Source organism: Variovorax sp. Soil_C_17, from assembly GCF_057657265.1.
Map to the genome: position 1 here is coordinate 395,632 of NZ_JBDGIT010000003.1, position 21,817 is coordinate 417,448.

Consider the following 21,817-nt stretch of genomic DNA (forward strand, 5'->3'; position numbering starts at 1 on the left):
CGGCATTCAGCCGTGCAGCAGCCAGCGCGACAGCACCTCGTGCCGGCCTTGCCCGATCAGGCTGCGCACCAGCACGAACTCGTTGGCGGTCCAGCCGATCGGCTCGATCGCGCGCGGGGCCACATGGGTGTCGTCGTAGAGCAGCGTCAGGTGCGGCGTGTAGTGGGCCGCGTCGCCGTGGTCTTCGCCGGCCCGTGCCATCGCCCGGCCGAGCGCCTGCTGGAAGGCCTTCGCCGCGATCAGGCCCTCGTCGCCCAGCAGCACCAGCGGCATGTTGCGCGGCCTGCGGGCGAAGCTTCCCACGCGATCGAAGACGAGCTTGAAGGACGGGATGGCCGTCAGCGCCTCGGCCGCTGCGCAGGCAGCGTCGGCCTCCGCCTGGGGGAAGCCCGTGAAGTTGCCCACGAGGTGCAGGGTGACGTGGAAGCGCGATGGGCCGAGCGCCTTGCCCTTGATCCCGTGATCGCGGCGCAGGTCCGCGATCAGCCGCTCGATGCGGGCGATGGCCGGCGCATCCGGCAGCAGCGCGAAGAACAGCCTGTCGGTGTAGCGCGGCGCGGGCGCAGTGCCTTCGAGCGAAGGCGGCCGCGCACCGCGCCCCGGCGTCACGACTCGTCGCCGCGCGCCTCGAGCGCCCGGTTGATGCTGAGCGCCGCCAGCGTGCACGCGGCGCCCGACAGCAGGTAGACGCTGACGTAGGCGAGCCCGAAGTTGGCCGACAGGCCCAGCGCCACCAGCGGCGCGAAGGCGGCACCGATCAGCCAGGCCAGATCCGCCGTGAGCGCGGCCCCGGTGTAGCGGTACTTGCGGATGAAGTTCGATGTCACGGTGCCGGAGGCCTGGCCGTAGGAGAGCCCCAGCAGCACGAAGCCGACCAGCATGAAGACGTTCTGCCCGAGCGTGCCGCCACCCAGCAGCGTCGGGGCGAAGCCGCTGAAGACGGCGATCATCACGGCCAGGGTGCCCAGGGTGCGGCGGCGGCCCACGCGGTCGGCGATCCAGCCCGAAGCGACGATGCCGCCGGCCGCCAGGAAGGCGCCGACGACCTGGATCATGAGGAACTGGGTGATGGACTGGTCCGAGTAGAGCCGGATCCACGACAGCGGGAAGACCGTGACCAGGTGGAACAGCGCATAGCTCGCGAGCGCCGCGAAGGCGCCGATCAGCAGATTGCCGCCCTGGGTGCGAACCAGCTCGATCACGCTGGTCGGCTCGAGCTCGCCTTCTTCCATGAGCTCCTCGTACTCGTGCGTGACCACCAGGCGCAGGCGCGCGAACAGCGCCACGACGTTGATCGCGAAGGCCACGAAGAAGGCGTAGCGCCAACCCCAGGCCAGGAAGTCGTCCAGCGACAGGCTGGCATACAGGAAGGCGAAGAGCCCGCTGGCCACGACGAAGCCCACCGGCGCCCCCAGCTGCCCGAGCATCGAGTACCAGCCGCGGCGGTTCGGCGGCGCGTTCATCGCGAGCAGCGAGGGCAGCCCGTCCCACGAGCCGCCGAGCGCCAGCCCCTGCCCGACGCGCAAGATCGACAGCAGCACGATGGAGAGCGCGCCCGCGCTCTCGTAGCCGGGCAGGAAGGCGATGCCGACCGTGGAGGTGCCCAGCAGGAACAGGGCGATGGTCAGCTTGGTCGCGCGCCCCCAGCGGCGCTGCACATGCATCGAGATCACGGTGCCGATCGGGCGTGCGATGAATGCGAACGAGAAGATGACGAAGGCGTACAGTGTGCCCTCCAGCCCCTGCTCGAAGGGAAAGAACAGGGCCGGGAAGACCAGCACCGAAGCGATGCCGTAGACGAAGAAGTCGAAATACTCGGAGGCACGGCCGATGACCACGCCGACGGCGATTTCGCCGGGGGCGACCTTGGAATGGTCGGCGGTGATGAGCCGGGCATCCCTCTCGAGGGATTCGGACGAGGGATCGGGATGGGTGTGACTGATGCTGGACATCGCGGTGCTACGGGTTCAGGGAGCCTTGCAGGAATCCATCAGGGTCGCATCAGATGCAGTTTTGCGCCATAGGACAAAACGTCCAATCGCCAACCGCCCCCGATGGGGCTACATTCTGCGCGCATTGGCCATTCGCGTCTTCTCGCGGTGCGCGCTCATCTTCCCATCCTGGCATGCCACTCCTACCCATCCTTCGCCGGTCGGCCCTGCTCGTTCTCGCCCTGCTGCTGGCGGGCTGCAACATGGTGGTGCTGAACCCCTCCGGCGACGTGGCCGCCCAGCAGGGCCGGCTGGTCGTGATCTCCACGCTGCTGATGCTGCTGATCATCGTGCCGGTCATCGCGCTCACATTTCTTTTTGCATGGCGGTATCGCCAGTCCAACACCGAGGCCACCTACAAGCCCGACTGGGACCACTCCACCCAGTTGGAGCTGGTGATCTGGGCCGCCCCGCTGCTGATCATCATCGCCCTGGGCGCCGTGACCTGGATCAGCACCCACACGCTGGACCCCTACCGGCCGCTCGATCGCATCGGCGTGGGCCGCCAGGTGCCCGAAGGCACGAAGCCCCTGGTGGTCGAGGTCGTCGCGCTCGACTGGAAGTGGCTCTTCTTCTACCCCGAGCAGGGCATCGCCACCGTGAACGAGCTGGCGGCGCCGGTCGACCGGCCGATCCAGTTCAAGATCACGGCCTCCTCGGTCATGAACTCCTTCTACGTGCCCGCCCTGGCCGGCCAGATCTACGCCATGCCCGGCATGGAGACCAAGCTGCATGCGGTCATCAACAAGCCCGGCGAGTACGAGGGCTTCTCGGCCAACTACAGCGGCGCCGGCTTCTCGGGCATGCGCTTCAAGTTCCACGGCCTGCAGGGCGGCGAGTTCGACCAGTGGGTGCAGAAGGCCAAGGCCGAGGGCAAGGCGCTCGGCCGCAACGACTACCTGCAGCTCGAGCGTCCGAGCGAACGCGAGCCCGTGCGCCGCTACGCCAGCGTCGCGCCCGGCCTGTATGACGCCATCCTCAACCGCTGCGTCGAGCCCGGCAAGATGTGCATGCGGCAGATGATGGCGGTCGACGCCACCGGTGGCGCCGGCAAGGCCGGCCTCTCGCCCCTGGCCCTGACCGAGGTGCCGCGCGGCGAGCAGGGGCTGCCGATGCGCACCGTCGCTGCCGAGATCTGCACGGCCGACAACCCGACCGGCGCGCCGCTGCCCGCCCGCACGACGATCCAGTAAGCCACCCGATCCCGGAGATCACCCCACATTCCAGGCGCGGCCCCGGGCGGCGCCTCACCCTTGGTATCCGAGACGCAAGATGCCCGACCACCCCGCCATGACCCATCCGATCTTCGGACGCCTCACCTGGGAGGCCTTCCCCTACCACGAGCCCATCCTGGTGGCGACCTTCGCCGCCGTGGTGCTGGGCGGCCTCGCGCTGATGGGCGCGATGACCTACTTCCGCGCCTGGGGCGTGCTTTGGCGCGACTGGATCACCAGCATCGACCACAAGAAGATCGGCATCATGTACATCGTGCTGGGGCTGGTGATGCTGCTGCGCGGCTTCGCCGACGCCATCATGATGCGGCTGCAGCAGGCCATCGCCTTCGGCGACAACGCCGGCTACCTGCCGCCGCACCACTACGACCAGATCTTCACGGCGCACGGCGTGATCATGATCTTCTTCGTCGCCATGCCGCTGGTCACCGGGCTCATGAACTACGTGGTGCCGCTGCAGATCGGCGCGCGCGACGTGGCTTTTCCCTTCCTGAACAACTTCAGCTTCTGGATGACCACCATGGGCGCGGTGCTGGTGATGGCGTCGCTGTTCATCGGCGAATTCGCCAAGACCGGCTGGCTCGCCTACCCGCCGCTGTCGGGCATCCTCTACAGCCCGGACGTGGGGGTGGACTACTACATATGGTCCCTGCAGATCGCGGGGGTCGGCACCTTGCTCTCGGGGGTGAACCTGATCGCGACCATCGTGAAGATGCGCGCCCCCGGCATGACCATGATGAAGATGCCCGTCTTCACCTGGACCGCGCTGTGCACCAACGTGCTGATCGTCGCCGCCTTCCCGGTGCTCACGGCCGTGCTGGCGCTGCTGTCGATGGACCGCTACGTGGGAACGAACTTCTTCACCAACGAGCTCGGCGGCAACCCGATGATGTACGTCAACCTCATCTGGATCTGGGGTCATCCGGAGGTGTACATCCTGATCCTGCCGGTGTTCGGCGCCTTCTCCGAGATCGTCTCCACCTTCAGCCGCAAGCGCCTGTTCGGCTACGCCTCCATGGTGTATGCGACGGTGGTGATCACCATCCTGTCGTACCTGGTGTGGCTGCACCATTTCTTCACCATGGGCTCGGGCGCGAGCGTCAATTCCTTCTTCGGCATCACCACGATGATCATCTCCATCCCGACCGGGGCGAAGATCTTCAACTGGCTGTTCACCATGTACCACGGGCGCATCAAGTTCGAGGTGCCGATGCTGTGGACGATCGGCTTCATGGTGACCTTCGTCATCGGCGGCATGACGGGCGTGCTGCTGGCGGTGCCGCCGGCCGACTTCGTGCTGCACAACAGCCTGTTCCTGATCGCGCACTTCCACAACGTGATCATCGGCGGCGTGGTGTTCGGCGCCTTCGCCGCCATCACCTACTGGTTCCCGAAGGCCTTCGGCTTCAAGCTCGATCCGTTCTGGGGCAAGTGCTCCTTCTGGTTCTGGCTGGTGGGCTTCTACTTCGCCTTCATGCCGCTGTACGCGCTGGGCTTGATGGGCGTGACGCGCCGCCTGAACCACATCGAAGACCCTTCGCTGCAGATCTGGTTCCAGATCGCCGCCTTCGGCGCCTTCCTGATCGCACTGGGCATCGCGAGCTTCCTCATCCAGCTCGTGGTGAGCTTCATGCGGCGCGAGTCGCTGCGCGACACCACCGGCGACCCGTGGCACGGCCGCACGCTGGAGTGGTCCACCTCCTCGCCGCCGCCGGCGTACAACTTCGCCTTCACGCCGCGCATCCATGACAACGATGCCTGGTGGGACATGAAGCAGCGCGGCTACGAGCGGCCGCAGGAAGGCTTCGCGCCGATCCACATGCCGAAGAACACCGCCGCCGGCTTCGTGCTGGCCGCCATCAGCGCGGTGATGGGCTTCGCGCTGATCTGGCACATGTGGCTGGTGGCCGGCGTGTCCTTCGCCGTGCTGATCATCGCGACCATCATCCACACCTTCAACTACAAGCGCGACTATCACATTCCGGTGGACGAGGTCGTCCGCACGGAAGCGGCGCGCACCCAACTGATGGCCGGCCATGTCTGAGATCACCGCCACCGCCCCCCGCGCCGCCGGCGCTGCGGCCACGCACGCGCACTTCCACGTCTTCGACGACCACCACCATCCCGAGAACGGCACGCTGCTGGGCTTCTGGCTCTACCTGATGAGCGACTGCCTGGTGTTCGCCTGCCTGTTCGCGATGTACGGCGTGCTGGGCCGCAGCTATGCCGCCGGGCCTTCGGGCGCCGACCTGTTCGACCTGCCGCTGGTGGCGCTCAACACCTCGCTGCTGCTGCTGTCCTCCATCACCTACGGCTTCGCGATGCTGGAGATGCTGAAGAAGCGCGTCGGCGGCACGCTGGTCTGGCTGGCCGTCACCGGCCTGCTGGGCGCGGGCTTCATCGGCATCGAGCTCTACGAGTTCGCGCACATGATCCACGAAGGCGCGGGCCCGCAGCGCAGCGCCTTCCTGTCCTCCTTCTTCACGCTGGTGGGCACGCACGGGCTGCACGTCAGCTTCGGCATCATCTGGCTCGTCACGCTGATGGTCCAGGTCGGCAAGCACGGGCTGATCCCCGAGAACCGCCGGCGCCTCCTGTGCCTGTCGATGTTCTGGCACTTCCTGGACGTCGTGTGGATCGGCGTCTTCACCTTCGTCTACCTGATGGGGACCCTGAAATGAGCGAAGCGCACGACGTTCACGACCACGACCCGCACGTCGAAGACGACCTGCACATCAGCCTCAAGGGCTACATGACGGGCTTCGTCCTGTCGGTGATCCTGACCGCCATTCCCTTCTGGCTGGTGATGGGCAACGTGTTCGACAAGCCCGGCACCACGGCCATCGTCATCCTGGCCTTCGCGGCCGTGCAGATCGTGGTGCACATGGTGTACTTCCTGCACCTGAACGCCCAGTCGCAGGGCGGCTGGAACATGCTGGCGCTGATCTTCACCGTCGTGCTGGTGGTGATCACCCTCAGCGGCTCGCTGTGGGTGATGTTCCACCTCAACCACAACATGATGCCGGCATCCATGCACGAGATGCGCAACATGCCTTGAGCCTGACGCTGCCCGACACGCCCCCGGGACCGCGTTCCACGCCGGCGCTGGCGCTGCTCGCCCTCGCCGGCGTTCTTCTTTTCGCGCTGTTCGCGGGCCTGGGCGCGTGGCAGCTCGAGCGGCGGGCGTGGAAGCTGGCGCTGATCGAGCGCGTCGAGGCACGCGTGCATGCCGCGCCCGTCGACGTGCCCGAGCCCGCGCGCTGGCCGCGCATCGATGCGGCCGACGACGAGTACCGGCATGTGCGGCTCGCGGGCGTGTTCCTGCACGAGCGAGAGACGCTGGTGCAGGCCTCGACCCGGCTGGGGCCCGGACACTGGGTGCTGACGCCGCTGCGCACCTTGCAGGGCCAGGTGGTGCTGGTCAACCGCGGCTTCGTCCCGCCGGAGCGGCGCGAGCGTGCGACGCGCAGCGGCAACGAGCCGGCCGGCGAGGTCCGCCTCACCGGCCTGCTGCGCATCAGCGAGCCCGGCGGCGGCTTCCTGCGCCGCAACGATCCGGCGGCCGGCCGCTGGTTCTCGCGCGACGTGCAGGCCATCGCCGCCGCACGCGGGCTGGCGGACGTCGCCCCCTTCTTCGTGGACGAGGACGCCCCCGCGCCGCAGCCCGCCGGCGCCGAGCCGCGCTGGCCGGTGGGCGGCCTGACGGTGATCGCCTTCCCCAACAGCCACCTGGTTTACGCCCTCACCTGGTTCGGCCTGGCGCTGGGAGTGCTGCTGGCGGCCTGGCTGGTGGCACGCGCCGACCGCGCCGCAAGAAAAGCCCGCGATGCAGCCGCAGACTGAAGCCGACGCCACCGGCCTGAAGAACATGCAGCAGCTGATTCAGCTGCGCTGGATCGCGGTCGTCGGCCAGGTCGCGACCATCCTGGTCGTCCACTTCGGCTTCGGCATCCGGCTGCCGCTCGGGCCGATGCTGGGGGCGCTGGGCTTCCTCGCCATCTTCAACCTGGTCAGCCTGTGGCGCTGGGACCGCCACGAGGACGTGACGGACCTGGAGCTCTTCGTCGCGCTCCTGGCCGACGTCGGCACCCTGACCGTGCAGCTCTACCTGAGCGGCGGCGTCACCAACCCCTTCATCTTCCTGTTCCTGCTGCAGGTGTGCCTGGGCGCGGTGCTGCTGGGGCCGGTCTATACGCGCACCCTGATCGGCGTCACGGTGGCCTGCTTCGTCGGGTTGATCCTGTTCCACCGCCCGCTGGAGATCCCGACGGAGAACGGCCGCGGCCTTGCCAGCCCCTACATCCAGGGCCTGCTGCTGTGCTTCGCGCTCGATGCCGCGCTGCTGGCCATCTTCATCGCCCGCATCAACCGCAACCTGCGTGCGCGCGACGCCCGCCTGGCCGACCTGCGCCAGCGCGCCGCCGAGGAGGAACACATCGTCCGCATGGGCCTGCTGGCCTCCGGCGCGGCGCACGAGCTGGGCACCCCGCTGGCCACGCTGGCGGTGATCCTGGGCGACTGGCAGCACATGCAGCCCTTCGCCGCCGAGCCCGAGCTGCGGCAGGAGATCGAGGAAATGCAGGCGCAGGTGGCGCGCTGCAAGACCATCGTCACCGGCATCCTGCTGTCGGCCGGCGAGGCGCGCGGCGAGGCACCCGCGCAGACCACCGTCATCGCCTTCCTCGACGAGCTGGTGGCCGAGTGGCGCGCCACCCGCCCGATCGAGGCGCTGGCCTATTCGGCGGCCTTCGGCGACGATGTGGCCATCGTGTCGGATCCGGCCTTGAAGCAGACCATCTACAACGTGCTCGACAACGCGCTGGAGGCCTCGCCCCGCTGGGTTGGCCTGGAGGCAACGCGCGACGGCGACTGGCTCAGCCTGACCGTGAGCGACGCCGGCCCGGGATTCGCTCCGGAGATGCTGGCGGAGCTCGGCAAGCCCTACCGGTCGAGCAAGGGGCGGCCCGGCGGCGGGCTGGGCCTGTTCCTGGTCGTCAACGTCGCGCGCACGCTGGGCGGCAGCGTGTCGGCGCGCAACCGCCCGGAAGGCGGCGCGGCCGTGACGCTGCGCCTGCCGCTGGCGGCGATCACGCTCGAGGATGCGAGCCATGGACGCTGAGCAACGGCTGCTGCTGATCGTCGAGGACGATGCGGCCTTCGCCCGCACGCTGAGCCGTTCTTTCGAGCGGCGCGGCTACGAGGTGCTGGTGGCCGCCGGCGCCGAGCAGGTGACGGCGCTGCTGAAGGAGCATTCGCCGGGCTATGCGGTGGTGGACCTCAAGCTGGCCGGCGGCGCCTCCGGCCTGGCTTGCGTGCAGATGCTGCACCAGCACGACGCCACGATGCTGATCGTGGTGCTCACCGGCTACGCCAGCATCGCCACCGCGGTCGAGGCCATCAAGCTGGGCGCCTGCCACTACCTGGCCAAGCCCTCCAACACCGACGACATCGAAGCCGCCTTCGGCCGCGCCCAGGGCGATGCCGAGGTGGCGCTGACCGAGCGCTCCACCTCGATCAAGACGCTGGAGTGGGAGCGCATCCACGAAGTGCTGGCGGAGACCGGCTTCAACATCTCGGAGACGGCGCGGCGCCTGGGCATGCACCGGCGCACGCTGGCGCGCAAGCTGGGGAAGCAGCGGGTCAAGTAGCGCCTTCAGTCTGCCTCGCTGTCCTCCTCCAGCGTCGAGAACAGCACCTGAAAAATCTCCCGCGTCGACAGCGAACCGTTCGCGTCCTTCTCGACCAGCAGCAGCTGCTGTGCCTCCGGCAGGCCGGCGGGGATCACCATCCGCCCGCCGGGCTTGAGCTGGTAGATGAGCGCCGGCGGGATCAGCTCCGGCGCCGCGGTGACGATCACCCGGTCGAAGGGCGCGTGCTCGGGCCAGCCGTGGCAGCCGTTGCCGACCTTGACCTCGACGTTGGCGTGACCTTGGCGGGCCAGCCGCTGGCGCGCCTGCCGGGCCAGTTCCTCGATGAGCTCGATGCTGTAGACCTGCTGCGCGAGCTCCGACAGGATCGCCGACTGGTAGCCCAGCCCGGTGCCGATCTCCAGCACGGTGTCGGTCGGCCCCACGCGCAGCAGGTCGGTCATCACGGCAACGATGAAGGGCTGCGAGATGGTCTTGCCATACCCGATCGGAAGGGGGGTATCGACATAGGCATAGGGCCGCAGCTCGATGGGCACGAAGACATGGCGCGGCACCTTGCCCAGGGCATCCATGACCCGCGGGTCGAGCGCGGCCTTGCCCAGGTACGTGGTCGCAAAAATGGTCTTGGCGGCGATCTCGGCGAGCATGCGCTGGTGCAGGGTCGTGAAATCCGGTTCGCTCATGGTGCCTCCTCGAGGCGGCGGTGCCGACGCCCCGATCGTACGCTTGCGCGCGGACGCAGGACACCGGGAGACACCTCTCCCCTTTCCGGAGGATGCAGGGCTTGCACCCCGACGATATCGTCCCGTCCGCTGTCACCGGAGGACCGGGCGCAAGCCTTGCGCCACACGGCGGCCGCGCACGACAATCCGACCCACTTCATGGCCTCGCAGGGCGTGCCGCGGCGCGTCGCGCGGCCGCCCACCGGGAGGAGGAGGCAACATGCGAGCAGAACTGGTGATCAAGGGCAAGAGCCTGACCGGCTCGAGCGACCTGACGCTGCTGGCGCCGATCAAGCCGGGGCTGGTGCCCTCGCTGGAAGCCATCACGTACAAGACGCGGGCCAAGCGCCTGCTCAAGACGCTGCAGGGCGGGCGCGCCTCGCTGCACGAGTACGCGCTGCTGCGCCCGATCTCGGATGCGGTGGAGCGCGTGGCCAAGATCCATTCCTTCCGCATCGCCGTGCTCGAGCCGGAGGACAAGATCCTGCTGGCCGTGACCTTCGACGGCACCTGGGAGGCCTACATCCGCGTGCTCTGGCAGAAGGTGGGCACCCTGCTGGACGTGATCTTCTGCAACACCGAGGGCTACGTGGTGTCGCATGACGCGGACTTCGACGCCTGGGCCGGCTGGGTGCGCCAGGTGCAGATCGAGACCGCCTTCTACTACAACACGCACGGGCTGACCGTCGAAGACGCGCGCTACCTGCGGGACGAGGAAAGCCTCCATCGCCAGCCGCCCGCGCCCTCCTCGCCGGATGCACAGGCCGAAGCGCTGGCGGCAACGCGCCTGCGCGTGCGAACCCCCGAAGAGATCGCCTGGGAGGCGGCCAGCGCCAACACGGGACTGGCGCTCGACGCCAGCCGGCAGGCGCTGCAGTCCCTGGCCGTGCTGTTCCGGCTCACGGACATGTACCTGCCGGGCACGTCCGACGGCCGGGTCCTGCAGCGGGCTGCGCGCGACATCCTGCGCGAGTTCGTGGCGCTCATGGATGACGAGGATCTGCCCGAGGAGTTGAAAGAAGCCATGAAGCTGCGCTTCGAGCGCCACCTGCGCTGGCTGATGCCGAAGGACGACCCGGAGGTCACCCGGCCGCGCGAGGTGCCCGCGCTGCCGCCCCGGGCGCAGGTGGACGATCCCGCCGACGTGCAGGGCGGCATCCTGCGGCCCTACGAAAGCATCACGCATGGCTGCCTGCTGCTGGTCGCCTTCGACGTGCGCGGCGCCGGCGCGGGCCTGCTCGACGAACTGGTCAAGTCGCTGACGAGGGCCACCGGCCAGCCTCCGGCGGGCCAGCCGATCGTCAATGTCGCGCTCACCTACGAAGGCCTGCGCTTTCTCGGCATGCCGGAGGAGCAGCTGGCCTGGTTCCCGCAGGAGTTCCGCGAGGGCATGGAGGCGCGCGCCAGCATGCTCGGGGACTTCCGCGCCAACCATCCGCGCCGCTGGCGGCTGCCGCAGCGCGTCGCGCAGGCCGGCGCACCCGCGCACGACACCGCGGTCGAGATGGCGGCCGTCCACCTCGTGATCCAGCTGCGCGTCGGGGCGCCGGGCAACGACGCGATGGACCCCACGGACGAGGGCCATCCCCTGCACGGGACGATCCGAAAGCTCTTCGGCGATTTCTTCCACGGCGGCACGCGCCAGGGCGTGCGGCTGCTGGCCATCGAGCCCTTGCGCCGCTACCTCAACGACAAGGAGCGGATCCAGGAGCATTTCGGCTTCGCCGACGGCGACGGCCAGCCGGTGCTCGATGCCGTGCCCGAGGGTGCCGTCTACCGCAACCAGGTCCACGTGGGCGAGCTGCTGCTCGGATACCCGAACGAGGCGGATGCCAAACCGCAGGGAAACAGCGAGGCGGAGCGCGAGCGCCTCCAGTTCTTCCACAACGGCAGCTTCCTGGTCGTGCGCAAGCTCCGGCAGGACGTGGCCGCGCTCTACCAGACCGTGCGCCGCGCCAGCCGCGAAACCGGGCTCGACGAGGACCTGATCTTCGCGAAGCTGATGGGGCGCCACCGGGACGGCCGGCCGCTGGTCGACGCCGAGGCGCTCAACGACTTCGACTATCGCGCCGATGCGCAGGGCAGGGTCTGCCCCTTCCATGCCCACATCCGCCGCGCCAACCCGCGGCAGGACGACATGGCCAATGCGCCGCAGGACCCGCCGGGGCGCCGGCGCCCGCGGCTGATGCGCCGCAGCATGTCCTTCGGGCCGCGATATCCGTTCCCGGATGTGGTTCCCGAACGCGGCTACGAGGACGATGGCCAGGAGCGCGGCCTGATGTTCATGGCCTACAACGCCAGCATCAGCGAGCAGTTCGAAGTGATCCAGCGCTGGCTGGTGGGCGGCAACAGCGCCGGGAATTTCTCGGGCCAGAGCGATGTGCTGCTCGGCGTGCCGGAGGTGGGCGAAAAGCGCAGCTTCCGCTTCGAGCATCCGGTGAACGGCGTGCCGCGCAGCCATCGCATCGCACTGGACGAGGCGCCCGGGCTCGACGAGGAGTCGCGGCCCTTCGTGCGCGTGGATTGGGGCGCCTACCTGTTCACGCCCTCGGTGCACGCGCTGCAGGAGCTCATCAGCCTGGCCGCGCTCGGCCCGCGTCCCCTGCCCGTCTGGTCGGCCGAGGAAGGCGAGCAACGCATCCAGGCGCTGCTGCAGCTCGAAGGGGCGGCCTGCCCGGCGGCCGCGATCCGCGCCTGGAAGAGCGTGCTCGAAGACCCGGAGGCGCAGGAAAAGTTCATCAGCGCCGGCGTCTGGGCCGCCATCCGCGAACGCCACGGCGGCGTCCTGCGCACGTCCTATGGCGTGCTGGTGGCCGATCGCGAGCGCGTGCTGGAGGTGCTGGGCGACGACGCGCACTACACGGTGGCCGGGTACCGGGAACGGATGGAGGGTTCGATCCGGCAGATCTACCTGGGCCTGGACCGCAGCGACGGCAGCGGCGAGTACGAGCGGCAATCGACCCAGGTCAACCGGGCCATCGGCGCCATCGACGAGAAGAGCGCCTTCCGCCTGGCCTTCGACTTCACCGGACAGGTGCTGCAGGAATTCATGAAGGTCGAGAAGGAGATCGCCCCCAAGCTGGGCCGCAGCCGCTGGGAGCTCAACCTCGACGTCAAGGAGGTCGCCGACAAGGTGCTGGCCCTGCTGTGCCGGGAATGGTTCGGGCTGCCCGTGCGCCGGCGCGGCGAGCCGCCGCCGCCCCTGGAGCCCGGCAGCTGGCGCTGGGACTGGAAGGAAGGCGATCCCGCCATCTATCCGAGCCAGTTCACCGCGCCCTCGCGCTACATCTTCCAGCCCCGTCCCAACGAGGACGTGAAGCACTACGGCGAGCGTTACGGCAAGGCGCTGACCCGATCGCTGCATGCCTTCATCCGGCCGTTCCAGGAAAGCAAGTCCGCGCCGAAGACGCCGCAGGGCGAGGACGCGGTGCTCGCATCGGCCATCCTCGGCGCCTTCCCGGACGCCAAGGCCGAGGACGACTTCGTGGCCCGCACCTTCGCCGGAGCGCTGATGGGCTTTCTGCCGACGGTGGACGGCAATCTGCGGCTCTCTCTCAACGAATGGCTGCGCGACGGCACCTTCTGGGCCCTGCGCACGGCCTGGGCGCAGCGCGGCGAGGGCGACGCCTACGAGAGGGCGAAGGCGCTGCTCGAGGAGCCGCTGAAGGAAGTCATGCAGCTGCGGCCCTCGCCGGAACTGGTGTGGCGCCGGGTCAAGGGCGGCGGCGTGCGGATCGGCAAGGAAAAGCTCGCCGACGGCGACACCGTGGTCCTGTCGCTGGTCTCGGCGACGCAGCAGAGCCTGCGCGAAGACAAGCCCGGAGCCAAGCGCGACGTGACGCCGATCTTCGGCGGCCGGCGCACCCCGGACGGCGCGCACCCCGCGCATGCCTGCCCGGGCTACGAGGCGGGCATGGGCGTGCTGCTGGGCATGCTGGCCGGCCTGGCGGACGTGAATGAACGCATGCGGCCCAGCCCGGCGCCGCTGGCCTTCACCTTCGAGGGCCGCCTCTGAACCACGGCGCGGCAAGGGCTGCGAAGGAGCGGGACATGAGCACCTACGACAAGGACCAGCCGGCCATCGAACGCGGGCGCCGGCTCGGCGATTTCCTGGTGGAGGGGCAGCGCCGGAGGCTGGCGCGCGGCGTCGGCGTCGCGCCCCTGGCCGCGGCGCAGAAGATGCTGGTCGCGCTGGGCGATTCCTGGTTCGCCTATTGGCCGCGGGGGGACGTGCTCGACGTGCTGGAGCGCAAGTTCCGCTACAACGTGGATTCGCGCGCCCGCGCCGGCAGCACGCTCGCGGAAATGATCTTCGAGGTGCCGCCTGGCGACCAGATCCCCGACCCGGACGACGCGGCCCAGGGCGAGCAGCTCAAGTGGCTGACCGCGCGCATCCAGGGCCTGACGCCGGAGGAGAAGAGCAGCCTGAAGGCCATCCTGCTCTCGGGCGGGGGCAACGACGTGGTGGGCGACAAGCAGACGCTCAAGTCGCTGATCCATCCGGCGGCCGACGGCCATGCGCAGCCGGTCAAGGAAGAGATGCTCGTGAAGCTCGTCGACGGGCGCCTGCGCGAGCTGTTGACGGTCATGCTTTCGGCCATCACGACCGTGAGCGTCGCCTCGGTCGGGCGCAAGGTGCCGATCCTGCTCCACGGCTACGACTACCCCGTGCCCGATGGCCGCGGCGTCTTCCTGAACGTGTGGCTGAAGCCCGGCCTGGTCGAGCTGGGCTACAACGCGCTGGAAGACCGCAAGAAGATCCTGAAGACGCTGATCGACCGGCTCAACGTGATGCAGATCGCGCTGCTGCAGAACCCGGAGTTCCAGCACGTGCTGCACGTGAACCTGCGCGGCACCCTGTCCACCCTGGATGCGGACTACCAGGAGTTCTGGCAGAACGAGCTGCATCCCACGATCCCCACCGGCTTCGAGCGGGTGGCGGACAAGGTGGCTGCGAAGATCCCGGCTTGAACCTAGAGCATGTCGCGCGTGCGCTCGGCACGCTCCAGGTGCCAGCGCATGCCCATGAGCTCGAAGGCGGTGCAGGCCGAATCGAGCAGCCGCTGCGCCTCGGCGACGCGACCGCGTCCCACCTCGATCTGCGCGCGGCACAGCTGGGTCGCCGCCAACTCGTGCGCCGAACCGCGCACCTGCGCCGAGCGCTCGGCACCGGCGAGGTAGTGCTCGGCGCGCGCAAAGTCGTTGAGCTTGGCGGCGGCACGGGCCAGGGCGCGGCAGCCCAGGGCCTCGCCGATGCGGTCGTGCTGGCGCACCCGCATGAACAGCCGCGCCGCGTGACGCCGCGCCTCCTCGTTGCGGCCGGTGGCGACCGCGCCGTCGACCAGCCAGCCATGGTTCAGCGAAGTGGCGAGCGCACCCTTGCGTGCGTCGATCCAGGCGGTCGCGTCGCGCACCGCCTGCAGGGCTTGCGGATCGCGCGTCAAGGTCCACTGTGCGTAGCCGGCCAGCGCACGGCCCATGGCGAGCTGCTGGCGGCTTCGCACGAGCTCGGCGATTTCCGAGGCGCGCTCGGCCACCCGCAGTGCCTCCTCCCAGCGCCCCTGCCACTGGTAGACCACGCTGATCCAGTGATGCACCGAGGCCGCGACCTGGTGCAGCGAATCGCCCACCAGGTGCAAGGCTTCGGCGAAGCAGTCGTCGGCCTGGGCGAAGTGCCCCTGGTCGCCGAGCAGGTAGCCCTTGCAGGCCAGCGCATAGGCCGAGCCGACGGCCAGGCTGCTGCCCGGGCGGCTCTGGCGCCGCTTGCCGTCCACCGCCGCATCCAGCAGCACCAGCGCCCGGCCGTATTCGCAGCCGGCCAGCAGCGCCTGGCCCAGCGTGGCGCGCACCTGCATGGCGAGCCGTGCGTCGCCGATCTGCGTGGCGAGGTCCAGCGCGGCTTCGCCGTGCGCGATCGCCGCCTTCGACATGCCCTTGGCATAGCAGATGTAGCCGAGCCAGTAGGAGGCCCGGGCGATCGCGTCCATGCTGCCGCTCTGGCGCGCCAGCGTCAGCCCGCGCTCGAAGATCGCCACGCCGTCGGCCAGGCCCAGCGGATCGAACACGCAGGCCATGCCGAGCTTCTGCGCGATCGCGCACCAGCGCAGCGCCAGCTCGCGCGAGGGCGGGCCCAGCTCGTCCAGCGCCTTCAGCGCGGCCGAGTACTGGGCCCGCGCGCGGTCCAGCGCCGAGGCGGCCATGGCCTTGTCGCCGGCGAGCTCGGCATAGCGCGCCGCCGGCTCGGACAGCGCGGCGGCGGCACAGTGGTAGGCCAGGGCCTCGTAAAGCTCCCCCTGGGCCGCGCCTTCGCCGCGCCCTTCGAGCACCTGCGCGATGCGGCGATGCATCTCGCGGCGCCGGTGCAGGCCGACCGCCTCGTAGATCACCTCGCGGGTGATGCCGTGCTTGAAGCGCAGCGTTCCGGGCTGCTCGCCCGCGAAGAGGAAGTCCTGCTCGGCCAGCGCCGCGACCAGCGGATCGTCGGCTCCGTGCCCGGTGAGCTGTTCGAGCAGCCAGGCCGGAAAGACGCCGCCGATGACGGCCGCCGCCCGCAGCAGTTCGGCTTGCGCCGGCGGCAGGCGGTCGACCCGCGATTCGATCAGGGCCGTGAGCCAGGCCGCGCTGCCCAGCCGGAGCTCGCGCAGCCACTGCGCGCCCTGGGCCGAAGCCGAGTGGCAGAGCTCCTCGATGAAGAGCGGGATGCCGCCGGCGTAGCGCTGGATCTCGGCGACCACGAAGGGATCGGCACCGGGCAGCAGGTGGCGGGTGGCCCGGGCGGCCTCGCCGTCGTCCAGCGGCTGCAGCTCGAGCGTGGTGACGGGTGTGAGGAACAGGCTCTCGCTGATCGCCGTGCGCGTGGCCGCGATGACGAAGATCGGGCCGCGCAGCGACAGCACCGCATCGAGGGCCTGCTGGCTCGCCTCGTCCGCCCACTGCCAGTCGTCCACCACCAGCAGCAGCGGCTGGCGGGCCGCGAGACGCTCGAACAGGCTTCGCAGCGCCGGCACCGTGGCGCCGGGGCTCAGCGGGCCCGCCTCTTCGCGCGGCGTCACCAGTTGCCGCGCCTGGGCCAGCACGGCGGCGCCGCCCTCCTCCTGCTCCAGCGCCGCCAACAGGGGATGCGCCTGCGCGGGCTCGGCCGGCAGGCCCGGCGAGAGGCCGAACAACGCGCGCAGCATGTGCAGAAAGGGTTGCAGGGGTTCCGCGAGGTAGGTGCCGCAGTAGCCCTGGAGCGCGAGGCATTCGCCGGCGGCGGCATGGCGGCGCAGTTCGTCGACCAGGCGCGTCTTGCCGACTCCGGGGCCGCCCGACAGGAGGACGCACTGCGCATCGCCGGCGATCGCCATGCGCAGGCGATCGCGCAGCAGGCGCAGCGCCGGCTCGCGGCCGACGAAGGGGCAGAGGCTGCGCCGCTCCATCGCCTCCAGGCGCTGCGGCGCGGGCGCGCGGGCGAGCACCCGGCGCACGGCCAGCGCCGGCGTGCTGCCCTTGAGCTGCACCAGTGCCGGCTCGCTGCAGGTGAAGAAGTGGGCGTGCGGCCCGAGCGTCTCCTCGCTGACGCAGATGTCGTCGCGCTCGGCGAGGTCCGACAGGCGCGCGGCGATGTTCGGCACGTTGCCCAGCAGCTCGAAGCGGCCGCGCTCCACGTCGCCGTCGGACAGGAGGACCAGCCCGGCATGGATGCCGGAATGCAGGGTCAGCGCGCCGGCCGGGAAGCGCGCGCCGGCGATGGCCATCCGGCTCACGGCCGCGTGCAGCTCGAGCGCGGCCTCGGTCGCGCGGCGGCCGTCGTCCTCGCGGGTTTCGGGATAGCCGAAGAAGGCCAGCACGCCATCGCCCTGGATGCGGGCGATGTTGCCGCCGTGGCGCGGAATGATCTCGCGGCACAGGCGGCGCAGCTGGGCGAGCATGCCGGCGTAGAGCTCGGACTCCATCAGCTCGCCGAGACGGGTGGATTCGGAGAGGTCCGAGAAGAGGATGGTCAGGTACCGGCGCCGCCCGGGAGCGTCGTCGGTCGGATCTTCGTCCGCAGCGGGTACTTCTTCGAAAGGTCGGAGCATGTGTCAGGGGCCGAGGGGGAGCATGCGGTCGGCGCCCGCCTGCGCTGGGATCGCCAAAACCTAGTACCTTCGTAGTCTAGGCTGTCACTGGGCGATTGGAAGCGCGGGGTATCCCACAAAAGCGTCATGCCGTCCAGCACGCGGGGGACCGACGGCCTGTCCGACCCCCTCGGACACCCGACCCGGCCACCGGCGCCCTCACTCCCACTCGATCGTCGCCGGCGGCTTGCTGCTCACGTCGTAGGTCACCCGGTTGATCCCGCGCACCTCGTTGATGATCCGCCCCGACACCTTCTTGAGCAGCGCATAGGGCAGCTCGGCCCAGTCGGCGGTCATGAAGTCGCTGGTCTGCACGGCGCGCAGGGCGACCACGTAGTCGTAGGTGCGGCCGTCGCCCATCACGCCCACGCTCTTGACCGGCAGGAACACGGTGAAGGCCTGGCTGGTCAGGTCGTACCAGCTCTTGCCGCTCGACGCGTCCTTGAAGTTGCGCAGCTCCTCGATGAAGATCGCGTCGGCGCGGCGCAGCAGCTCCGCATACTCCTTCTTCACCTCGCCGAGGATGCGCACGCCCAGGCCGGGACCGGGGAAGGGGTGGCGGTAGACCATCTCGGGCGGCAGGCCCAGGGCCACGCCGAGCTCGCGCACCTCGTCCTTGAACAGGTCGCGCAGCGGTTCCAGCAGCTTCAGGCCCAGCTGCTCGGGCAGGCCGCCCACGTTGTGGTGGCTCTTGATGGTGACGGCCTTCTTGCTCTTGGCGCCGCCGGACTCGATCACGTCGGGGTAGATGGTGCCCTGGGCCAGCCACTTGGCACCCTTGGCACCCGCGCTGGTCAGCTTGGCGGCCTCCTGCTTGAAGACGGTGACGAATTCGCCGCCGATGATCTTGCGCTTGGCCTCGGGATCGCTCACGCCGGCGAGCTTGCCCAGGAAGAGCTCGCTCGCGTCGACGCGGATCACCTTGGCGTGGAGCTGGCCGACGAACATGTCCATCACCATGTCGCCTTCGTTCAGCCGCAGCAGGCCGTGGTCGACGAAGACGCAGGTCAGCTGGTCGCCGATGGCGCGGTGGATGAGCGCCGCGGCCACCGAGGAATCGACGCCGCCCGAGAGGCCGAGGATCACCTCCTCGTCGCCGACCTGCTGGCGGATCGCCTCCACCGCCTCGGCGACGTGGTCGCGCATCACCCAGTCGGGCTTCGCGCCGCAGATGCCGAGCACGAAGCGCTCGAGGATCGCCTTGCCCTGCTGCGTGTGCGTGACTTCGGGGTGGAACTGCACGGCATAGAAATGCCGCTCCTCGTCGGCCATGCCCGCGATCGGGCAGCTGTCGGTCGAGGCCATCAGCTTGAAGCCGGGCGGCAGCTCGGTGACCTTGTCGCCGTGGCTCATCCAGACGTTGAGCATGCCGTGCCCCTCGTCGGTGGTGAAGTCGGCGATGTCGCGCAAGAGCTCGGTGTGGCCGCGCGCGCGCACGGCCGCAAAGCCGAACTCGCGCTTGTGGCCGCCCTCGACCTTGCCGCCCAGCTGGTGCGCCATGGTCTGCATGCCGTAGCAGATGCCCAGCACCGGCACGCCGAGCTCGAACACCGCCTGCGGCGCCTTGTCGGTGGTCTCTTCGTAGACGCTCGCGTGGCTGCCGGACAGGATCACGCCCTTGAGCGTGCCGTCCTTCGCATATTCGCGCACCCACTCGTCGCTGACGTCGCACGGGTGGACTTCGGAGAACACATGGGCCTCGCGCACGCGCCGCGCGATCAACTGCGTCACCTGGGAGCCGAAGTCGAGGATGAGGATTTTCTGGTGTTGCATGGCTAGAGGGTCGAAAGGTCCAGGATCTCGACGCCGCACGAAGGCGCGGCGACGAGCATCTTCTTGTCGAAGGTGGCGAGAGGAAGGTTGAGCGATCGCGCCAGCCACACGTAGCCCGCGTCGTAGGCCGAGAGGCCGGCATCCATGGCGATCCCGAGCCCCGCCTTGTGTTGCGGCGGCGCGAGCTCATGGAGCTCGACGCGGTGACGCACGGCCTCCAGCACGGCCCAGAGCCCCTCGACCGCCTCGGTGGGAATGCGACCGCGACGCACGCCGTTGGCAATGATGTTGGCGCACTCCCATTGCCAGAGGTTGGGCGCTTGGGGTTCGACCTGGTCACGCCGGATCATCGCGTAGAGACGCCGGGTCTGTTCTGTCGCCTCGTCCGGAAGCAGCCAGGCTGCCGTCACGGAGGCATCGAGCACGAAGGCCGTCATTCCTGACGGCCTTCGTCGCGCAGCTCGCGCACCGTCGGACCAGGACGGATCATGGCGTGCAGCGCATCGATCTGGCTCAGCTCGCGCTCGATCTGCTCATCCGTGATCACCGGCTTGCGGCGCACGGGGAGCATGCGCACCACTTCCTTGCCATGGCGGGTGATGCGAACTTCCTCGCCCTTCTCGACCATCTCGATCAGGGCAGAGAAGTTGTTCTTGGCTTCATAAATGCCGGTGTACTGCATAAAAAATGGCCAGAGGCAAAAAGTCTGGCCATTTTAACGACACTCAGGCCAGATATCCAAATCTGGCCAGAACAGAGCTATTCGGCGCGGTAGTTCGGCGCTTCCTTGGTGATCTGCACGTCGTGCACGTGGCTCTCGCGAATGCCGGCGGTGGTGATCTCGACGAACTCGGCCTTGTTCTTCATGTCCTCGATCGTGGCGCAGCCACAGTAGCCCATGCTGGCGCGCAAGCCGCCGGACATTTGGTAGATGATCGAGACCATCGAGCCCTTGTAGGGCACGCGGCCTTCGATGCCCTCGGGCACCAGCTTGTCGGCGTTCGGATTGCCGGTGGTCGATTCCTGGAAGTAGCGGTCGGCGCTGCCCTGCTGCATCGCGCCGATGGAGCCCATGCCGCGGTAGCTCTTGTAGCTGCGGCCCTGGAACAGCACGATCTCGCCCGGCGCTTCCTCGGTGCCGGCGAACATGCCGCCCATCATGACGGTGCTGGCACCGGCCGCGATGGCCTTGGCGATGTCGCCGGAATAGCGAACGCCGCCGTCGGCGATCAGCGGGATGCCGCTGCCCTGCAGCGCGGTGGCCACGCTGTCGACCGCCATGATCTGCGGCACGCCCACGCCGGCCACGATGCGCGTGGTGCAGATGGAGCCCGGGCCGATGCCGACCTTGACCGCATCGGCGCCCGCATCGGCCAGCGCGCGGGCAGCGTCGCCGGTGGCGATGTTGCCGCCGATCACGTCGACCTGCGGATAGTTCTTCTTGACCCAGCGCACGCGCTCGATGACGCCGGCACTGTGGCCGTGCGCGGTGTCGACCACGATGGCATCGACGCCGGCCTTGACCAGCGCCTCGACGCGCTCCTCGGTGCCCTCGCCCACGCCGACCGCCGCGCCCACGCGCAGCCGGCCGCTGGCATCGCGCGCGGCGTTGGGGAAGCTGGTCTGCTTGGTGATGTCCTTGACGGTGATCAGGCCCTTGAGCTCCCAGGCGCTGTTGATCACCAGCAGGCGCTCGAGCTTGTGCTTGTTGAGCAGCGCCTTCGCTTCGCTCAGCGTGGTGCCGTCGGGCACGGTGATGAGCTTCTCGCGCGGCGTCATGATCTCGCTCACCGGCACGTCGTAGCGATTTTCGAAGCGCAGGTCGCGGCCGGTCACGATGCCCACCACCTTGCCGCCGTCCACCACGGGGAAGCCAGAGATGCCGAGCTCATCGGACAGCTGCATGACTTGCAGCACGGTGTGGGTGGGGGTGATCACCACCGGGTCTCGCAGCACGCCGGATTCGTAGCGCTTGACCTTGGCCACGTGCGCGGCCTGCTCGGCGGGGGTGAGATTCTTGTGCACGATCCCGATGCCGCCTTCCTGCGCAATGGCGATGGCGAGGCGGGCTTCGGTCACGGTGTCCATGGCCGCGGAGACGAGCGGCAGGTTCAGCGTGATGTTGCGGGAGAGTTTGGTGGCGAGGGAGGTGTCCTTGGGCAGGACCTGGGAGAAGGCTGGCACCAGCAACACGTCGTCGAAGGTGAGCGCTTTGCCGAGAAGGCGCATGGGTGAGGCTCCAAAAGACGGATTGTAACGATGGCGCCATGCCCGCCCGGCGCGCGGGTTCATCCGGATGTTGGCCAAATGCCTCGCAACCGCGGCAAATGCTCGCCGGGAAACGTTGCAAAA

Annotated in this window: 17 protein-coding genes; 9 read left to right on the top strand and 8 right to left on the bottom strand. The window is 69.0% G+C overall.

Annotated elements, in window-relative coordinates; genetic code table 11:
- Window positions 1–6: 6 nt before the first annotated feature.
- Both AC3A6Y_RS16995 and AC3A6Y_RS17000 read right to left on the bottom strand, forming a co-directional pair.
- Entirely contained in the window at window positions 7–609 is a 603-nt protein-coding gene (locus AC3A6Y_RS16995; protein ID WP_487869401.1) for a 2'-5' RNA ligase family protein, read from the bottom strand.
- Window positions 606–1,952 carry an MFS transporter gene (locus AC3A6Y_RS17000; protein WP_487869402.1) on the bottom strand — a complete coding sequence of 449 codons (1,347 nt, stop codon included), beginning with the start codon at window positions 1,950–1,952 and terminating at the stop codon, window positions 606–608. Before AC3A6Y_RS17000 ends, AC3A6Y_RS16995 begins: the two co-directional genes overlap by 4 nt.
- 173 nt (window positions 1,953–2,125) lie before the next feature.
- On the opposite strand from AC3A6Y_RS17000, the gene cyoA reads away from it, so the two are divergent.
- The 7 genes from cyoA to AC3A6Y_RS17035 all read left to right on the top strand — a co-directional run bounded on the left by cyoA (window position 2,126) and on the right by AC3A6Y_RS17035 (window position 8,871).
- Entirely contained in the window at window positions 2,126–3,184 is a 1,059-nt protein-coding gene (gene cyoA, locus AC3A6Y_RS17005) for a ubiquinol oxidase subunit II (RefSeq protein WP_487869403.1), read from the top strand.
- Window positions 3,185–3,263: 79 nt separating this feature from the next.
- Entirely contained in the window at window positions 3,264–5,267 is a 2,004-nt protein-coding gene (gene cyoB / locus AC3A6Y_RS17010; RefSeq protein WP_487869404.1) for a cytochrome o ubiquinol oxidase subunit I, read from the top strand.
- Window positions 5,260–5,904, top strand: a complete 645-nt coding sequence (gene cyoC / locus AC3A6Y_RS17015) for a cytochrome o ubiquinol oxidase subunit III (RefSeq protein WP_487869405.1) — start codon at window positions 5,260–5,262, stop codon at window positions 5,902–5,904. Before cyoB ends, cyoC begins: the two co-directional genes overlap by 8 nt.
- Window positions 5,901–6,281, top strand: coding sequence for a cytochrome o ubiquinol oxidase subunit IV (gene cyoD, locus AC3A6Y_RS17020; RefSeq protein WP_487869406.1), 381 nt, complete (start codon window positions 5,901–5,903; stop codon window positions 6,279–6,281). Before cyoC ends, cyoD begins: the two co-directional genes overlap by 4 nt.
- Window positions 6,278–7,066 carry an SURF1 family protein gene (locus AC3A6Y_RS17025; protein WP_487869407.1) on the top strand — a complete coding sequence of 263 codons (789 nt, stop codon included), beginning with the start codon at window positions 6,278–6,280 and terminating at the stop codon, window positions 7,064–7,066. Before cyoD ends, AC3A6Y_RS17025 begins: the two co-directional genes overlap by 4 nt.
- Window positions 7,050–8,342, top strand: a complete 1,293-nt coding sequence (locus tag AC3A6Y_RS17030) for an ATP-binding protein (protein WP_487869408.1) — start codon at window positions 7,050–7,052, stop codon at window positions 8,340–8,342. Before AC3A6Y_RS17025 ends, AC3A6Y_RS17030 begins: the two co-directional genes overlap by 17 nt.
- Window positions 8,332–8,871, top strand: a complete 540-nt coding sequence (locus AC3A6Y_RS17035) for a response regulator transcription factor (protein WP_487869409.1) — start codon at window positions 8,332–8,334, stop codon at window positions 8,869–8,871. The genes AC3A6Y_RS17030 and AC3A6Y_RS17035 overlap by 11 nt, the downstream gene beginning before the upstream one ends.
- Before the next feature lie 5 nt (window positions 8,872–8,876).
- Here AC3A6Y_RS17035 and AC3A6Y_RS17040 read toward each other — a convergent pair whose 3' ends face one another.
- Window positions 8,877–9,554, bottom strand: coding sequence for a protein-L-isoaspartate(D-aspartate) O-methyltransferase (locus tag AC3A6Y_RS17040; protein WP_487869410.1), 678 nt, complete (start codon window positions 9,552–9,554; stop codon window positions 8,877–8,879).
- Between the two features lie 259 nt (window positions 9,555–9,813).
- Here AC3A6Y_RS17040 and AC3A6Y_RS17045 point away from each other — a divergent pair, with 259 nt between their 5' ends.
- The gene (locus tag AC3A6Y_RS17045) at window positions 9,814–13,608 is read left to right on the top strand and encodes a Dyp-type peroxidase (RefSeq protein ID WP_487869411.1); all 3,795 of its coding nucleotides are present in this window, start codon (window positions 9,814–9,816) and stop codon (window positions 13,606–13,608) included.
- Window positions 13,609–13,643: 35 nt separating this feature from the next.
- Window positions 13,644–14,564 (top strand): hypothetical protein, encoded by a 921-nt coding sequence (locus AC3A6Y_RS17050; RefSeq protein ID WP_487869412.1) that lies wholly within the window; start codon window positions 13,644–13,646, stop codon window positions 14,562–14,564.
- Window positions 14,565–14,566: 2 nt separating this feature from the next.
- On the opposite strand, the gene AC3A6Y_RS17055 is transcribed toward AC3A6Y_RS17050, so the two are convergent.
- The 5 genes from AC3A6Y_RS17055 to guaB form a co-directional block, all read right to left on the bottom strand.
- A complete protein-coding gene (locus AC3A6Y_RS17055) occupies window positions 14,567–17,653 on the bottom strand; it encodes an ATP-binding protein (protein WP_487869413.1) in 3,087 nt (1,028 codons plus the stop codon).
- A gap of 198 nt (window positions 17,654–17,851) precedes the next feature.
- On the bottom strand, window positions 17,852–19,465 hold the full coding sequence (gene guaA / locus AC3A6Y_RS17060) for a glutamine-hydrolyzing GMP synthase (RefSeq protein WP_487869414.1): 1,614 nt from the start codon (window positions 19,463–19,465) through the stop codon (window positions 17,852–17,854).
- 2 nt (window positions 19,466–19,467) lie between these two features.
- Window positions 19,468–19,902: a type II toxin-antitoxin system VapC family toxin gene (locus AC3A6Y_RS17065; RefSeq protein ID WP_487869415.1), complete on the bottom strand. Its 435-nt coding sequence runs from the start codon at window positions 19,900–19,902 to the stop codon at window positions 19,468–19,470.
- On the bottom strand, window positions 19,899–20,147 hold the full coding sequence (locus AC3A6Y_RS17070; protein ID WP_487869416.1) for a type II toxin-antitoxin system Phd/YefM family antitoxin: 249 nt from the start codon (window positions 20,145–20,147) through the stop codon (window positions 19,899–19,901). Before AC3A6Y_RS17070 ends, AC3A6Y_RS17065 begins: the two co-directional genes overlap by 4 nt.
- A 77-nt stretch (window positions 20,148–20,224) precedes the next feature.
- The gene (gene guaB, locus AC3A6Y_RS17075) at window positions 20,225–21,694 is read right to left on the bottom strand and encodes an IMP dehydrogenase (RefSeq protein WP_487869417.1); all 1,470 of its coding nucleotides are present in this window, start codon (window positions 21,692–21,694) and stop codon (window positions 20,225–20,227) included.
- Window positions 21,695–21,817: the final 123 nt, after the last annotated feature.

Bases quoted from the DNA above. Each gene is read 5' to 3' on its own strand.
- AC3A6Y_RS17000 (WP_487869402.1), bottom strand. From the start codon at position 1,952: ATGTCCAGCATCAGTCACACCCATCCCGATCCCTCGTCCGAATCCCTC.
- cyoA (WP_487869403.1), top strand. From the start codon at position 2,126: ATGCCACTCCTACCCATCCTTCGCCGGTCGGCCCTGCTCGTTCTCGCC.
- cyoB (WP_487869404.1), top strand. From the start codon at position 3,264: ATGCCCGACCACCCCGCCATGACCCATCCGATCTTCGGACGCCTCACC.
- cyoC (WP_487869405.1), top strand. From the start codon at position 5,260: ATGTCTGAGATCACCGCCACCGCCCCCCGCGCCGCCGGCGCTGCGGCC.
- cyoD (WP_487869406.1), top strand. From the start codon at position 5,901: ATGAGCGAAGCGCACGACGTTCACGACCACGACCCGCACGTCGAAGAC.
- AC3A6Y_RS17030 (WP_487869408.1), top strand. From the start codon at position 7,050: ATGCAGCCGCAGACTGAAGCCGACGCCACCGGCCTGAAGAACATGCAG.
- AC3A6Y_RS17035 (WP_487869409.1), top strand. From the start codon at position 8,332: ATGGACGCTGAGCAACGGCTGCTGCTGATCGTCGAGGACGATGCGGCC.
- AC3A6Y_RS17040 (WP_487869410.1), bottom strand. From the start codon at position 9,554: ATGAGCGAACCGGATTTCACGACCCTGCACCAGCGCATGCTCGCCGAG.
- AC3A6Y_RS17045 (WP_487869411.1), top strand. From the start codon at position 9,814: ATGCGAGCAGAACTGGTGATCAAGGGCAAGAGCCTGACCGGCTCGAGC.
- AC3A6Y_RS17050 (WP_487869412.1), top strand. From the start codon at position 13,644: ATGAGCACCTACGACAAGGACCAGCCGGCCATCGAACGCGGGCGCCGG.
- AC3A6Y_RS17055 (WP_487869413.1), bottom strand. From the start codon at position 17,653: ATGCTCCGACCTTTCGAAGAAGTACCCGCTGCGGACGAAGATCCGACC.
- guaA (WP_487869414.1), bottom strand. From the start codon at position 19,465: ATGCAACACCAGAAAATCCTCATCCTCGACTTCGGCTCCCAGGTGACG.
- AC3A6Y_RS17065 (WP_487869415.1), bottom strand. From the start codon at position 19,902: ATGACGGCCTTCGTGCTCGATGCCTCCGTGACGGCAGCCTGGCTGCTT.
- AC3A6Y_RS17070 (WP_487869416.1), bottom strand. From the start codon at position 20,147: ATGCAGTACACCGGCATTTATGAAGCCAAGAACAACTTCTCTGCCCTG.
- guaB (WP_487869417.1), bottom strand. From the start codon at position 21,694: ATGCGCCTTCTCGGCAAAGCGCTCACCTTCGACGACGTGTTGCTGGTG.